The sequence below is a fragment of the Paenibacillus lentus genome, from assembly GCF_042714055.1.
Classification (GTDB): Bacteria; Bacillota; Bacilli; order Paenibacillales; family Paenibacillaceae; genus Fontibacillus; species Fontibacillus lentus_A.
Genome location: NZ_JBHGVC010000008.1, coordinates 155682 through 169306, shown reverse-complemented (window position 1 = coordinate 169306; position 13625 = coordinate 155682). Strand labels below are relative to the sequence as shown.

The 13625-nt window shown below is 48.6% G+C and carries 11 protein-coding genes; 1 reads left to right on the top strand and 10 read right to left on the bottom strand.

Annotation, left to right across the window (positions count from 1 at the left end; genetic code table 11):
• Nucleotides 1-146 precede the first annotated feature (146 nt).
• The 5 genes from speD to lonB all read right to left on the bottom strand — a co-directional run bounded on the left by speD (nucleotide 147) and on the right by lonB (nucleotide 6543).
• Entirely contained in the window at nucleotides 147-545 is a 399-nt protein-coding gene (gene speD / locus ACE3MQ_RS18680) for an adenosylmethionine decarboxylase (RefSeq protein WP_379395409.1), read from the bottom strand.
• 312 nt (nucleotides 546-857) lie between these two features.
• A complete protein-coding gene (locus tag ACE3MQ_RS18675) occupies nucleotides 858-1445 on the bottom strand; it encodes a non-ribosomal peptide synthetase module (RefSeq protein WP_379395407.1) in 588 nt (195 codons plus the stop codon).
• Nucleotides 1446-1655: 210 nt separating this feature from the next.
• Nucleotides 1656-2276 (bottom strand): ribosome biogenesis GTP-binding protein YihA/YsxC, encoded by a 621-nt coding sequence (yihA, locus tag ACE3MQ_RS18670; protein ID WP_379395405.1) that lies wholly within the window; start codon nucleotides 2274-2276, stop codon nucleotides 1656-1658.
• 16 nt (nucleotides 2277-2292) lie between these two features.
• Entirely contained in the window at nucleotides 2293-4629 is a 2337-nt protein-coding gene (gene lon / locus ACE3MQ_RS18665) for an endopeptidase La (protein WP_379395403.1), read from the bottom strand.
• Between the two features lie 204 nt (nucleotides 4630-4833).
• Nucleotides 4834-6543, bottom strand: coding sequence for an ATP-dependent protease LonB (gene lonB / locus ACE3MQ_RS18660; protein ID WP_379395401.1), 1710 nt, complete (start codon nucleotides 6541-6543; stop codon nucleotides 4834-4836).
• A gap of 446 nt (nucleotides 6544-6989) precedes the next feature.
• Between lonB and ACE3MQ_RS18655 the strand changes: the two genes are divergently transcribed.
• The gene (locus ACE3MQ_RS18655; protein ID WP_379395399.1) at nucleotides 6990-7304 is read left to right on the top strand and encodes a transposase; all 315 of its coding nucleotides are present in this window, start codon (nucleotides 6990-6992) and stop codon (nucleotides 7302-7304) included.
• Between the two features lie 566 nt (nucleotides 7305-7870).
• Here ACE3MQ_RS18655 and ispG read toward each other — a convergent pair.
• The 5 genes from ispG to ACE3MQ_RS18630 form a co-directional block, all read right to left on the bottom strand.
• On the bottom strand, nucleotides 7871-8995 hold the full coding sequence (gene ispG / locus ACE3MQ_RS18650) for a flavodoxin-dependent (E)-4-hydroxy-3-methylbut-2-enyl-diphosphate synthase (protein ID WP_379395398.1): 1125 nt from the start codon (nucleotides 8993-8995) through the stop codon (nucleotides 7871-7873).
• Nucleotides 8996-9115: 120 nt separating this feature from the next.
• The gene (gene clpX / locus ACE3MQ_RS18645; protein ID WP_379395396.1) at nucleotides 9116-10372 is read right to left on the bottom strand and encodes an ATP-dependent protease ATP-binding subunit ClpX; all 1257 of its coding nucleotides are present in this window, start codon (nucleotides 10370-10372) and stop codon (nucleotides 9116-9118) included.
• A 12-nt stretch (nucleotides 10373-10384) separates the two neighbouring features.
• Nucleotides 10385-10975, bottom strand: a complete 591-nt coding sequence (gene clpP, locus ACE3MQ_RS18640) for an ATP-dependent Clp endopeptidase proteolytic subunit ClpP (protein ID WP_379395394.1) — start codon at nucleotides 10973-10975, stop codon at nucleotides 10385-10387.
• A 264-nt stretch (nucleotides 10976-11239) separates the two neighbouring features.
• Nucleotides 11240-12586, bottom strand: coding sequence for a trigger factor (gene tig / locus ACE3MQ_RS18635; protein ID WP_379395392.1), 1347 nt, complete (start codon nucleotides 12584-12586; stop codon nucleotides 11240-11242).
• Nucleotides 12587-12787: 201 nt separating this feature from the next.
• Nucleotides 12788-13612, bottom strand: a complete 825-nt coding sequence (locus tag ACE3MQ_RS18630; protein ID WP_379395389.1) for a hypothetical protein — start codon at nucleotides 13610-13612, stop codon at nucleotides 12788-12790.
• Nucleotides 13613-13625: the final 13 nt, after the last annotated feature.

Here is a 13625-nt window from a genome sequence, read left to right as displayed (position 1 = left end):
TGAGCTATTTATGAACTCTTTATGAAAATAACCAAAATATTCCGCCAAAAAAACAAATAACCATGGAATTGCTCCATGGTTATCTTATTTTACCCAATTTTCCGCAAACTATGAGCTACGAAACCACTGAGTCTTCGATTTCTTCTTTATACGAGCTCCACTTGATTCATAACCGGCGTTACGACCTCAAGCTCGCCCAGTCCGCGAATGATCTTCTTCGCATACATTTTCTCCGGCTTTAATACGGACACCAGGTAATCGATCGCTAATTGCGGATCAACCGTCTCCCCACAAGTATAGCAATCAATAGCAGCAAACCCTCTCTCAGGATACGTATGAATCGAGAGATGGCTCTCCGACAACAACACAAGTACCGTCGCACCTTGCGGTTCGAACTGTTTGGATTGCACGGACAATACCGTTGCTCCACAAGATTCAGCAGCTTCCACCAAATGAGCTTGCAATAGCTCTGCATTGTTCAGTACCTCAAAGTCGACTCCCCAAGTATCAACAGCAACGTGTCTTCCGAAAGTTGAATATTCCATCCTTCGGTTCCCCCTTCCTAGGAATAAAATGTTTGAAAAAATTTCATCCGCTAGGACCTACGTCATTCACTTCCCGAGGGAAAAATCTCTCGCAACATCTCCATGTCCTGAGTGAATCCTGGTTCCTATATTCTTTTCAACGAGATTAAAAATACCATCTATCCGTAACAAATGCAACACTTTTCGCAAAAAAAGTTTGTTTGTTTGCCCGGAAAAAAAACTACCCTAGCTTTAGGGTAGTTTTCCTTACCACTTTATGTCATTCCCATGGCATTGGTGACAGCCGTCTAGAAATTGTTATTCATAGCCTGTTCAGGCTTCTAGAGCGAACAAACGGCGGGTGTGCTTGCGAAGCTCACCGTCAATCCGCTGCACAGACGCGGAATCCTGCGCAACAAAGCGCTGATCCAGAAGAACGTTCACCTCGCGGTGAATTCGTTCAATCTCCCGCTCCACGTCATTGTTACGGTAAATGCGTTGAAGCTCGCCGACCGTATCCTTATGCTCATAGACCAATTTGTAGGAATCGCGGGAATACTCCACGATTTTACGTACGCGGCCCTCTTGATAATAATACATCATCATGAATCCGTTATAAATGCGTGTAACCATACCCGAGCCTTTAAAGGCCGCAAACAACAATCGCATTACGTTGGTTAAATGGGGTTTTTCCAAGCGGAAAGACAACTCACAGACGTAATATCCGTCCTTACGGTCAAAAGGCAGATGAACTTCTTCTCCGCTATCATCCTCCAGCACCACCTCTTGGCCGCCATTATCCAGCACCTTTACCCGCTGACGAACATGAGGATCATATACCTTGTGAATAAACTGAGACATCTGAACTTCCGACAATCGTAAACTGGCATTAACATATTCTGTGGCTAACCGCTGAGCCATAAAAATCTCCTCAATTCTTTTAGCAATCCTTAATGATAATTATACACTACTTATTCAAGGTATTGCTCAGCGTTCAAAACGTGAATTCCTGCCATTTTTCAGAAAAAAACGGTTTTAGCCGTTCTCAGCTGCAAAAATCCCCCTGCATGCTCACTTTCCTGCTGAAACTTCTTCAAATCCCTTTATCATCCGTTGATTCTTAATTATTTTTCATTCCGGGGAGTCCTGCTGCACCTGCTCCTCTTGTTGAAGGATATGACGGCTAATATGGCTCCATAGCTCGTCCTTGCCGATGCCCTCTTCGGAAGAAAACATGACGAATTGATCCCTCGCCCGGAGGACGAGTGAATCCTTAATAATTTTAATATGCTTCTGCCAGCGGGATTTGGGTATTTTATCGGCTTTCGTGCCGACGACACACACCGGCAGATCGTAATGCTTCAGCCAATCGTACATCATTTCATCGTCCTTCGTAGGAGGATGTCTTAAATCGATGACAAGCAGGATCAGCTTCAGGGCATCCCTTTCGAGCAAATACTTCTCAATCATTTGCCCCCAAACCTGACGCTGCGTTTTGGATACTTTAGCATATCCGTACCCGGGCAAATCGACGAAATACAATTGGTCGTTAATGCGATAGTAATTCAGGTGCTGCGTCTTTCCAGGCGTCGAACTGGTTCGCGCCAAATTCTTGCGGGCTATCATCCGATTGATCAGCGATGATTTGCCGACATTGGAGCGCCCCGCCAGAGCAATCTCCGGCAAGGCGTCTCCTGGATACTGATCAGGGCCAACCGCGCTGATCACAAATTCTGCATTCGTTACTTTCATACGTTAAAATTCCTCTCTAATGGATCCCCGATTGATCTACAAGGGCATGCTCCAGCACCTGATCCATATGGGACACAGGAACAAACACAACGTCTTCCTTCACGCTGTCCGGAATATCGCGCAGGTCGCGTTCGTTGTCTTTAGGGAGCAGAATCTTTTTATACCCTGCCCGGTGGGCGGCCAGCGATTTCTCCTTCAAGCCGCCGATCGGCAGCACGCGCCCACGCAGCGTGATCTCTCCCGTCATTGCCACGTCTTTGGAGACATAGCGGTTCGTCAGCGCGGAGATGAGCGCCGTCGCTATCGTAATGCCTGCGGAAGGCCCGTCTTTCGGTATGGCTCCTTCCGGGATATGAATGTGAATATCGTTCTTCTCATGGAAATCGAGCGGAATACCCAGCTCCGCCGCTCGGGATCTCGTATAACTGAAAGCCGCCTGAGCCGACTCCTTCATCACATCGCCAAGCTTCCCGGTCAACGTAAGCTTCCCGGTTCCCGGTACGACGGTCACCTCGATGACAAGGGTCTCGCCGCCAACTTCCGTCCAGGCCAGCCCGGTTACCGTACCGATCTGATCCTCCAGGTCAGCTACGCCATACCTGTATTTCGGGACGCCTAAATAATCCTTGATGTCGTCAGGCTCGATTACAATGCGTTCCACGTTCTCGGATACGATTTTCTTGGCCGCCTTCCGGCACAGGGCCGCGACCTGCTGCTCCAAGTTGCGTACACCCGATTCCCGGGTATACTCTCGAATCGTACGCAGCAGGCTGTCCTCGCTAATCTCCAGCTGCTCGGGGGTCAGCCCATGATCACGCTTCTGCTTGGGAAGCAGGTAACGCGAAGCAATCTGCAGCTTCTCCAGCTCGGTATAACCCGGAATATAGAGCATTTCCATCCGATCCAGCAGTGGACGAGGAATGTTATGCACCGCATTCGCCGTCGTCACGAACATGACGTTCGACAGGTCGAATGGCAGTTCAATGAAGTGGTCGCTAAACGTATTATTCTGCTCCGGATCAAGCACCTCAAGCAGTGCTGAAGATGGATCTCCGCGAAAATCGGAGGCCATTTTATCGATTTCATCGAGCAGGAATACAGGATTCAGCGTACCCGCCGACTTCATGCCCTGAATGATACGGCCGGGCATCGCTCCCACGTAAGTACGGCGATGGCCGCGAATTTCAGCCTCGTCTCTTACGCCGCCCAGTGAGATCCGCACGAACTCACGGCCGAGTGACCGTGCAATCGAGCGAGCTAGAGAGGTTTTCCCTACCCCTGGCGGCCCTACGAGGCAAAGAATCGGCCCTTTAAGCTTCTTCACGAGCTTCTGTACTGCCAAGTATTCGAGCACGCGCTCCTTCGGCTTATCCAGGCCATAGTGATCCTCGTTGAGCACTTGCTCTGCTTTGGCCAGATCCAGATCATCTTCGGTTCTCTTGTTCCAAGGCAGGCTAAGAAGCCAGTCGACATAGTTGCGGATGACACCGCCTTCAGCAGAGCTGGCAGGCATCTTCTCCAGGCGGTCGATTTCCTTCTCTACCTTCTCTCGGACTTGATCGGGCAGCTCTTTTTCCTCCAGCTGAGCACGCAGCTCCTCCACTTCACCTGCCCGGCCTTCCTTCTCACCGAGCTCCTTCTGGATCGCCTTCATCTGTTCGCGCAAATAATATTCCTTCTGCGTCTTCTCCATTTGCTTCTTGACGCGCTGGCTGATTTTGCGCTCCAGCTCCAGCACTTCACGCTCATTATTCAAAATATCCAGCAGCTTCTCCAGCCGCTTTCTTACATCGATTGTCTCTAAAATTTCCTGTTTATCCTTGATTTTAAGCGACAAGTGGCTTGTAATGACATCCGCCAGACGCCCAGCCTCTTCAATATCGGACACCGCGGCCAACGTCTCCGGCGTGACCTTTTTGGACAAATTAATGTAGTGCTCGAATTGGGTCAGTACGGTACGCATGAGTGCATCTACCTCTGGATCAAGCGTCTCCTCTTCGGGACGCTCCTGCGCAAGCACCTCGTAATGTTCGTCATTGTCCAAATATTCAATAATTTCAGCGCGCTCCACTCCTTCGACCAATACACGGATCGTTCCGTTAGGGAGCTTCAGCATCTGCCGAACTTTCGCAACTGTACCGATACGAAAAATATCTTCTTGGGTCGGCTCTTCTATGTTCACTTCGGATTGAGAACAGAGGAGAATCAAATTGTCGTCTACCATCGCTTTTTCCAGCGCCTTTACGGATTTCTCCCGGCCTACGTCCAAATGCAAAACCATGCTCGGATAGACGAGAAGGCCGCGTAAGGGCAGCAAAGGAAAACGACGGCTTTTGGATTTATGGGATCCCATCGCTTTCGCACCTCCAAACGTTCTCGTTAGATATTAGTCCTATTTTAGCAAATGTTTCTTGAAAACACCAACGAAGAGCGACTGCTACATGCAGCCGCCCCGGTAAAACCTTCGACTGTAAAACCCTTTTACGTGTTAGTCAATACGGGCACACAAGTCACATTTCTGACGCCGAATCTAAAGGCTGCCAAACAGGATGAGAAGCTACAGCGCCCCGCCTTGCGGAGACTCCGCATGCAGAAATGGGGCCGGCGCCGGAACAAAGGAGTCCCCGCCAAGCGACAAGTCAAAATTCTTATCAGCTTCGGGCCCGAACACATGACGGAACACCTCGGACACCGATTCTACCGGAATTACCCGCAGCCCCTGCAGGCCCTCAAACAGCGTCTGCCAATTATCCTTCGGTATAAGCACGGTCGTCGCTCCCGCTTGAAAAGCCGCTTCTACTTTGGCAACGACCCCGCCCACCGGCTTCACTTTGCCGTGTATGCCAAGCTCACCGGTCATGGCGATCCGATTGTCCACAGGCACTCGCTTGATCGCGGAAGCAATGGCTGTGGCGATGGCCATTCCGGCGGACGGGCCGTCGATCGGCGTGCCTCCGGGAAAGTTAATGTGCAGATCATAATTCGCCGGATGAAGCCCAATGCTCTTTAGTACGGTCAGCACATTTTCCACCGAGCCTTTAGCCATGCTTTTTCGCCGCAGCGTCCGGTTTCCTCCGCCAATTTCCTCCTCATCCACCACACCCGTGATGGTATAGACGCCCTTGCCTTTTTGGACAGGCACGGCCGTCGCTTCAATATCCAGCAAGGTTCCCATATTAGGTCCATACACGGCGAGCCCATTGACGACCCCGATTTCCGATTGCTCGTTGATTTTACGATCCGGACGCGGTGCAAGCTGGCTGCTCGTAGCGACCCATTCCAAATCCGAAGCCAGCAAATGATCGCGCTGCTCGGTCAAGGCAAGCCCTGCCGCAAGCTGAACCATATTCACGGCCTCCCGCCCGTTCGTCGCAAATTTCTTGATGACCTCGATCGCCTCGGGACAGGGCTGAAAGCCAATCCTTTTTACCGCATCCTCGGCAATTTGCGCGATTTCATCCGGCAGCAGCGGTCGGAAATAAATTTCCATGCAGCGGGAACGGAGGGCCGGAGGAATTTCATGCGAGGAACGCGTCGTCGCTCCGACCAACCGAAAATCGGCAGGCAATCCATTTTGGAATATGTCATGGATATACGCTGGCGTTCCGGAGTCCTCGGAATTATAGTAGGCACTTTCCAGATACACCTTGCGATCCTCCAGCACCTTTAACATTTTATTCATTTGAATGGAATGAAGCTCCCCAATTTCATCAATAAACAGAATGCCGCCATGCGCTTTCGTCACAGCACCCGGTTTTGGCTGCGGAATCCCCGCAACCCCCATAGCGCCCGCCCCTTGATAAATCGGATCATGAACCGAACCAATGAGCGGATCGGCAATTCCCCTTTCGTCGAACCTGGCGATCGTGGCGTCCATTTCAATAAATTTTGCGTCCGCTTTAAACGGAGATATCGGGTTTTTCTTTGCTTCCTCCATCACCACTCGGGCAGCAGCCGTCTTGCCGACCCCAGGCGGGCCATAAATAATTACATGTTGGGGATTGGCGCTACATAATGCAGCCTTTAAAGCCCGGAGTCCATCCTTTTGGCCAACGATATCGTTCATAGTCGCGGGACGCGTACGTTCCGCAAGCGGCTTCGTCAATGACACCGCCCGCAGTTTGCGCAGCTTCTCCATTTCTTTGCGCGACTCTTTGTCCACTGCGGTTCGGTTTCCCCGCTGGCTGCGAAGCTGATTCCAGAAATAAAGCCCAATCACAACGGCAAAAAACATTTGGACGGACATCAAAATTACATTCAGTTCCATTATACAGAGCCTCCCACACTTTTACTGATACATGGTAGTATTGCCCTATTCGCCCATCATAAAACGCAAATGAAAGCTAAAAATGCAATTAAGAAAAACGTCCATCGTCATTACTCTCTAAAGAGCCAGACCACAATCGGCATTACTTCCTAAAGAATTAGATCGCGATCTGCACTACTTTCTAAAGAGCCAAACCGCGATCGGCATTACTTTCTAAAGTGCTAGACCCCGATCGGCGAAAGTCATTAAGGTTTACGGATTTGATTAACTTTAAGGTGGCTTTATCACTTATATGGCAAGGCCAAAGTGTCTAAGTGTATTTCATACAGTTAGTTCACCGGTTTTGGCCATGTCTGAGGAAACTAACTGGAGAACTGCAGCTAGAATAAAAAGTGGACAGTCCTTAAGTGAACCTAGATAATAATCCTTAAGGGAGAGATGTCCGGATGGAACGTAATAGTTACAGTGAAGAGTTTAAGAAGCAGACAGTGAAGTATATTTTAGAGCAAGGTAAGTCAATGTCGCAGTTGGCCGAAGAACTCGGTATATCTGCGGGTGTGTTGCATAACTGGAAAGCACTTTACCGTGATGATATCCAGCTGGAATCTTTAGTTACACCGGAGAGAGTGCGTCAACTCGAACAACAACTGCGTAAAAAGGAACTGGAGAATCAAGAGAAGGAGCGGGAAAATCAAGATCTCCAGGAAGAACTCGCTATATTAAAAAAGGCGCTGCACATCTTCAGCAAAGAAAGGAACTGAGGTTCCAATTCATCAAAGAACATCGCTCCGAGTTTCCAGTGGAGAAGATGTGAAAGGTTTTACATTGGCTATTTGTCGCCGGTTCAATTTGCTGCGCAATTCAAGAAGGAGACGGCATAAACTTTCACTTAATAGGTGTCCACTTTCTTGACAGAAGTCCAGATTTCCATTTAGTACAAGTGATAATTCAAAAAAAGATTAACTAACTGTAGAAAATACATTTAGTATTCAAATTCAATATAAAAACGATTGACCTGGAATGTCCGTATGCCGATAACACCCATGAATTATTATATAAGTTCAATAAAAAACGGGTGATTGGAACGGGTAACTGGATGGACTCTACCAACGATATAGGGTGCCCTTTATTAAAAGAAACAATTAAGCTTATATGCCTAAAAAGCCAAAATATCAAATATAAATGCCAAAATATAAATGCCCAAAAAAACCGTGAACTGCGCTTCATGCAGTTCACGGTTTCCTTCATCTTTATTTCTTTGCTTATATTTACGCATGGACTTATGCGTTCAAAACGCTTGTACTTTTTCAAAATTATTGCTCATCGTTTATTCCTTCGCGGTGGCTGCCCGGTGCTCCTTGCGGCCGGGGATTTCGCCAGTCGCTTCATAGACCTCCACGATGTGGTCGATTTCTTTCTTCAACTCCGATACCAAATCCGCTTCCGGCACCTTGCGAATCATTTCCCCATAACGGAACAGGAGACCTTCGCCGCGTGCCCCGGCAATCCCGATATCGGCTTCACGCGCTTCGCCTGGCCCATTCACCGCGCAGCCAAGCACAGACACTTTAATCGGTACTTTCAGATTGGCTATATAATCTTCTACTTCGTTGGCGATCGCGAACAGATCGATGTCTAAACGGCCGCAGGTCGGACAGGACACCAAGGTTGCTGCGTTCGAAATTAAACCAAAGGTCTTGAGCAGCTCTCGAGCAACCTTCACTTCCTCTACAGGGTCAGCGCTCAATGAAATACGAAGCGTAGAACCGATGCCCATCGATAGCAGAGCTCCAATGCCGGCCGCGCTTTTGACGGTACCTGAGAACAACGTACCTGCCTCGGTAATGCCAAGATGCAGCGGATAAGGAATGACTTCTGCGGCTTTGGAATACGCTGCAATAGCCATCGGTACATCAGACGCTTTGAGCGACACAATGATATCGTGAAAATCAAGCTCTTCCAGTATTCCGATATGGAACAACGCGCTCTCCACCATCGCCTCCGGCGTAGGATAGCCGTATTTTTCGAGCAGATGGTTTTCAAGGGAACCGGCATTTACCCCGATGCGGATCGGGATACCTTTCTCCTTGCAAGCTTTAACGACAGCCTCAACCTTCTCTCTCCGCCCAATGTTTCCCGGATTAATCCGCACCTTGTCAATGCCGTTCTCAATCGCGAGCAGAGCTAGTTTGTAATTAAAATGAATATCAGCCACAAGCGGTATATGAATCTGCTTCTTGATTTCCTTGATCGCCGCAGCAGCCTCTTCATTATTCACGGTCACGCGAACCAATTGACAGCCTGCTTCCTCAAGCCGGTGGATTTCCGCCACCGTTGCGGCCACATCTGCGGTCTTCGTCGTGCACATGCTCTGAATGATTACTTCGTTACTGCCGCCGATCGTTAGATTACCAACTTTGACCGGCCGGGTATCTTGTCTCAAGAATGTCATTTCAGGTCTCTCCCATAACGTCAAAGCTCCACCCCTGCAAGCAAGCGCGTAAACTTGACGCGCCTCTGGCAAAGGTGGAGGACTAGACATCTATTTTGTGGCGTATCCAGCCGCTAGGCCTTATGCGCTCTCTTCTTGCTTCTTGTTCTTCTTCGGCTGAAGCTCAGGAACCGTCTTATCCTGAACCACCTTCTCGGTAATGACGCAGTCCGTAATATCCTCGCGTGAAGGCACTTCGTACATCAAATCGAGCATAATGCCTTCAATGATCGCCCGAAGTCCGCGTGCGCCCGTGTTGCGTTTAATCGCTTCTTGGGCAATCGCTTCTAGCGCCTTCGGTTCAAAGGACAAGTTCACATTATCAAGCTCAAGCAGCTTCTGATATTGCTTCACCAAAGCATTTTTCGGTTCGGACAAAATGCGTACCAACGTCTTCTCATCCAACGGCTCTAGTGTAGAAATAACCGGCAAACGGCCGACGAATTCTGGAATCAAACCAAACTTAAGCAAGTCCTCTGGAAGTACCATGGACAGATATTCGCCCGGTTTAAGATCCTTTTGCCCTTCGCTTACCGCGTTAAAGCCAATAACCTTCTTGCCGATCCGGCGCTTGATCATCTGCTCCAGGCCGTCAAAGGCTCCGCCGCAAATAAACAAAATGTTCGTCGTATCGATTTGAATAAACTCCTGATGCGGATGCTTGCGCCCGCCTTGCGGAGGAACAGATGCTACTGTACCTTCCAATATTTTGAGGAGGGCCTGCTGTACCCCTTCCCCAGAAACGTCACGGGTAATGGATGGATTCTCGGATTTACGAGCCACTTTATCGATCTCATCGATGTAAATGATTCCGCGTTCCGCCTTCTCCACGTCATAATCCGCAGCTTGAATCAGCTTCAGCAAAATATTCTCGACATCTTCGCCGACATACCCGGCTTCCGTCAGAGAGGTTGCATCCGCAATCGCAAACGGCACGTTCAATATTCTCGCCATCGTCTGTGCAAGCAAGGTTTTACCGGAGCCCGTAGGACCCAGCAGCAAAATGTTGCTCTTCTGCAACTCGACGTCATCCACTTTGCCTTGAATATTCACACGCTTGTAGTGGTTATATACCGCTACGGATAGCGATTTCTTGGCCTGCTCCTGGCCGATGACATATTGATCCAGAATATCGCGAATTTCCTTCGGTTTAGGAATTTCCTTCAAATCCAATTCCTCTTCGTGTCCAAGTTCCTCTTCTACAATCTCCGTGCACAGTTCAATGCACTCATCACATATATAAACGCCCGGTCCGGCAACAAGCTTACGAACCTGCTCCTGCGATTTGCCGCAGAACGAGCATTTCAGCTGTCCCTTTTCATCGTTGAATTTAAACATGTAAACACCCCTTTATGGTTTAATCGGCTTACTAATGACCTGGTCGATGATCCCATAGGCCTTAGCCTCCTCCGCGCTCATGAAAAAGTCGCGGTCTGTATCGCGTTCGATTTTTTCAAGGGGTTGACCCGTCCGATCTACGTAAATCTGATTCAGCTTTTCTCTGGTCTTGATGATCCACTCGGCATGAATTTTAATATCCGCGGCTTGACCGCGAACACCGCCAAGCGGCTGGTGAATCATCACTTCACTGTTCGGAAGTGCAAATCGTTTCCCCGGGGCGCCTGCTGTAAGCAGGAGCGAACCCATGCTGGCAGCCATTCCTACACAAATCGTAGAAACGTCTGGTTTGATATATTGCATCGTATCATATATACCCATCCCGGCTGTAACCGAACCACCAGGTGAATTGATGTACAGATGGATATCCTTGTCAGGATCTTCCGCTGTCAAGAACAGCAACTGGGCTATTACGAGATTGGCAACATCATCGTCAATCGCGTTGCTGAGAAAAATAATGCGATCCTTGAGAAGTCTCGAGTAAATATCGTAAGACCGTTCTCCCCGGCTTGTTTGTTCTACGACCATAGGTACCAGACTCATGCGACCAACCTCTTTTCCTTTTCAAATTCTTACGCTTACAGAAATATTCTATCACGTTCAAAGGCGCATGTCATTTTTCATTCGATACAGTGTATGACTTTCTGAACGTATTATATAACTGAAGACTTGTCCAGATGAGTAATACCAATTTATGTATTTTAAAAAGGTTAAAAATTAAGGCACGCATCTTATATACGTGCCTTAACATTGTCATCCTGCCCTTGCTGCAAGCCTCGGAAGCTGCAAGGCGGGCTTAGAGCCATTTTATTCTTCAGTTGCTTCTTCTTTGGCTTCTTCTTTTACTTCTTCCTTCTTCTCGGCCGGAACCTCTTTGCTGTTCTCCAGCAAGAATTCAATCGTCTTACGGATAGCTACATCCTCATTCAAGCTGCCGAGCGATCCGTTAGCCGCAAGAATGTTGCGGATTTCTTCCGGAGTGCGTTTGTAGGCTTCCGCCATGTCGTTAAGCTCTTTGTTGACTTCTTCTTCGGTAGCCACGATTTTTTCTTCCTTCGCAATTTTCTCCAGAACGAGATTGTTGCGAACGCGTTTCTCCGCATCAGCTTTCATTTGCTCCTGCAGATCCTCGATCGTTTGACCGGAGAAGCTTAGGAACATTTCCAGGTTCATGCCTTGGGAACGAAGACGGTTGTCGAAATCGCGAACCATATTTTGAACTTCGCTTTGAACCATCGATTCAGGAATTTCGACTTCAGCATTTTCACTTACTTTGTCAACCACGATTCCTTCGCGTGCCGCTTTGCTGTCTTTCTCTTTGCGGGAAAGCAGTTCTTTCTTCAGATCCTCTTTGTATTCGTCAAGTGTATCGAATTCGCTAACGTCTTTCGCGAACTCATCATCCAGCTCAGGCAGCTGTTTGCGTTTGATTTCATGTACTTTTACTTTGAAGACAGCTTCTTTGTTAGCCAAATCTTCAGCGTGATAAGTCTCAGGGAAGGTCACTGTAACGTCTTTGAAGTCTCCTGTTGCCAAGCCGACAACTTGCTCCTCAAAGCCCGGAATGAACGTGCCGCTTCCAAGCTCCAGCGAATAACGCTCAGCTTTGCCGCCTTCGAATGGAACGCCGTCTACGGATCCGTCGAAGTCGATGACTACAGTATCGCCGTTTTGCGCTGCTTCTTCATCGATCACAACGAGCTCAGCATGACGCTGCTGCAAACGCTCGAGCTCTTGATTAACCTCTTCATCAGTCACTTCTACGGGCTCAACAGGCACTTCGATGCCTTTGTAGTCACCCAGCGTAACTTCTGGTTTTACAGTAACTTTAGCTTTGAATTTGAAAGGTTGTCCTTTCGCAAATTGCTCAACGTCCACTTCAGGACGGTCAACCGGGAAAATATCCGTTTGATCAACCGCTTCAGTGTACACTTCCGGAAGCAAGATATCGATTGCATCTTGATAAAGCGATTCAACACCGAAACGCGCTTCGAAAATTGACCGAGGTACTTTACCTTTACGGAATCCTGGTACGTTAGCTTTTTTTACGACCTTTTGAAATGCTTTATCTAGTGCAGCAGAAACGCGCTCTGCTTCCACTTCAACCTCGAGAACGCCGAGGTTCTTCTCTATTTTTTCCCAAGTTGCTTTCATTTTATGCCTTCCCCTCCAAATTTCACATAATACTATATTGAAATACTGAAACCGAATCGCGATAAAGCAGCTATCATGGTTCCAGTATAGCTGTCTCTATGTCCACGTTCAGAATAACCACTATATTATAAACAACAATACATGTTTTTACAAGAGCAGAAACGAGGGGGTCTTCGAGATGGACATGTACCCCTCTGTCTGTTAACCGCCCACGCCAGCAGCCACAAAATGCCGCATCGAACGGCAGGCCTGCTCAAATTTTAATCGCAAATCATCCGTTATGCCATAAAGCGTTCTCAATTCCTCATCGCTTTTTCCGCCGGGAAGGCTGTCCGAAACCATTAAATGGAGGGCTGCCGCCCATATATCGATGACTGCATCCTCCTCACTCAAAATCGAATGGTAATCCTTCGTGCCGTAGATCGCCATAATAAATTGCGACCACAGCTCCTGGGCAAAATAAAACAACGTCGGATCATGCACCTGCGTTTCATTGCCAACCCGCTCTAATACCGCTTGAATTGGTGCCGGGAATTGCTCCGGCTTTAAGGGAACGGTCTCGATATCAATCTCCACCTGCTCTCCGCCGCGCTTGAATGTCAACGTTCCTTGCGCCCCCCGTCGCTGCAGGGTTTGAAGCACGCGGTATTGGAGCAGCGGATGCAGATCCGTATGTTCAATCCACCGTATCAGCACCTCGTCTACTGCTGGTCTATCCAGATACACAAGCTGCTCTAACGCCAGAAATGTCTGCTCCGATAAAGGCTTCTCGGTAACGGCATACAGCAGCTTCTCGGCATAAAGATGATCTTCCGCCAGCTTGGCTTCAGCATGCTGTCTAGCCATTTCTTCTTCGGCATAGGAGTCCTCTTCGGGTGCATCCTCCTTGTCGAAGGTCGGAAAGGCACTATTTAACCAATCCAGCAGCGCTCGCCACTCCTCATAATGCCGAGGATCCTGTCCTTGGCACTGCAGAAGGAATTGCAAGAGCTCCCCCGCCTCACGGTACCTTTCCGTTTCCAGCATCCGCGTAAGCTCA

What these genes read in the sequence shown, in the direction of transcription:
- speD (WP_379395409.1), bottom strand. Translation starts at nt 545, where the DNA reads ATGGAATATTCAACTTTCGGAAGACACGTTGCTGTTGATACTTGGGGA.
- ACE3MQ_RS18675 (WP_379395407.1), bottom strand. Translation starts at nt 1,445, where the DNA reads ATGGCTCAGCGGTTAGCCACAGAATATGTTAATGCCAGTTTACGATTG.
- yihA (WP_379395405.1), bottom strand. Translation starts at nt 2,276, where the DNA reads ATGAAAGTAACGAATGCAGAATTTGTGATCAGCGCGGTTGGCCCTGAT.
- lon (WP_379395403.1), bottom strand. Translation starts at nt 4,629, where the DNA reads ATGGGATCCCATAAATCCAAAAGCCGTCGTTTTCCTTTGCTGCCCTTA.
- lonB (WP_379395401.1), bottom strand. Translation starts at nt 6,543, where the DNA reads ATGGAACTGAATGTAATTTTGATGTCCGTCCAAATGTTTTTTGCCGTT.
- ACE3MQ_RS18655 (WP_379395399.1), top strand. Translation starts at nt 6,990, where the DNA reads ATGGAACGTAATAGTTACAGTGAAGAGTTTAAGAAGCAGACAGTGAAG.
- ispG (WP_379395398.1), bottom strand. Translation starts at nt 8,995, where the DNA reads ATGACATTCTTGAGACAAGATACCCGGCCGGTCAAAGTTGGTAATCTA.
- clpX (WP_379395396.1), bottom strand. Translation starts at nt 10,372, where the DNA reads ATGTTTAAATTCAACGATGAAAAGGGACAGCTGAAATGCTCGTTCTGC.
- clpP (WP_379395394.1), bottom strand. Translation starts at nt 10,975, where the DNA reads ATGAGTCTGGTACCTATGGTCGTAGAACAAACAAGCCGGGGAGAACGG.
- tig (WP_379395392.1), bottom strand. Translation starts at nt 12,586, where the DNA reads ATGAAAGCAACTTGGGAAAAAATAGAGAAGAACCTCGGCGTTCTCGAG.
- ACE3MQ_RS18630 (WP_379395389.1), bottom strand. Translation starts at nt 13,612, where the DNA reads ATGCTGGAAACGGAAAGGTACCGTGAGGCGGGGGAGCTCTTGCAATTC.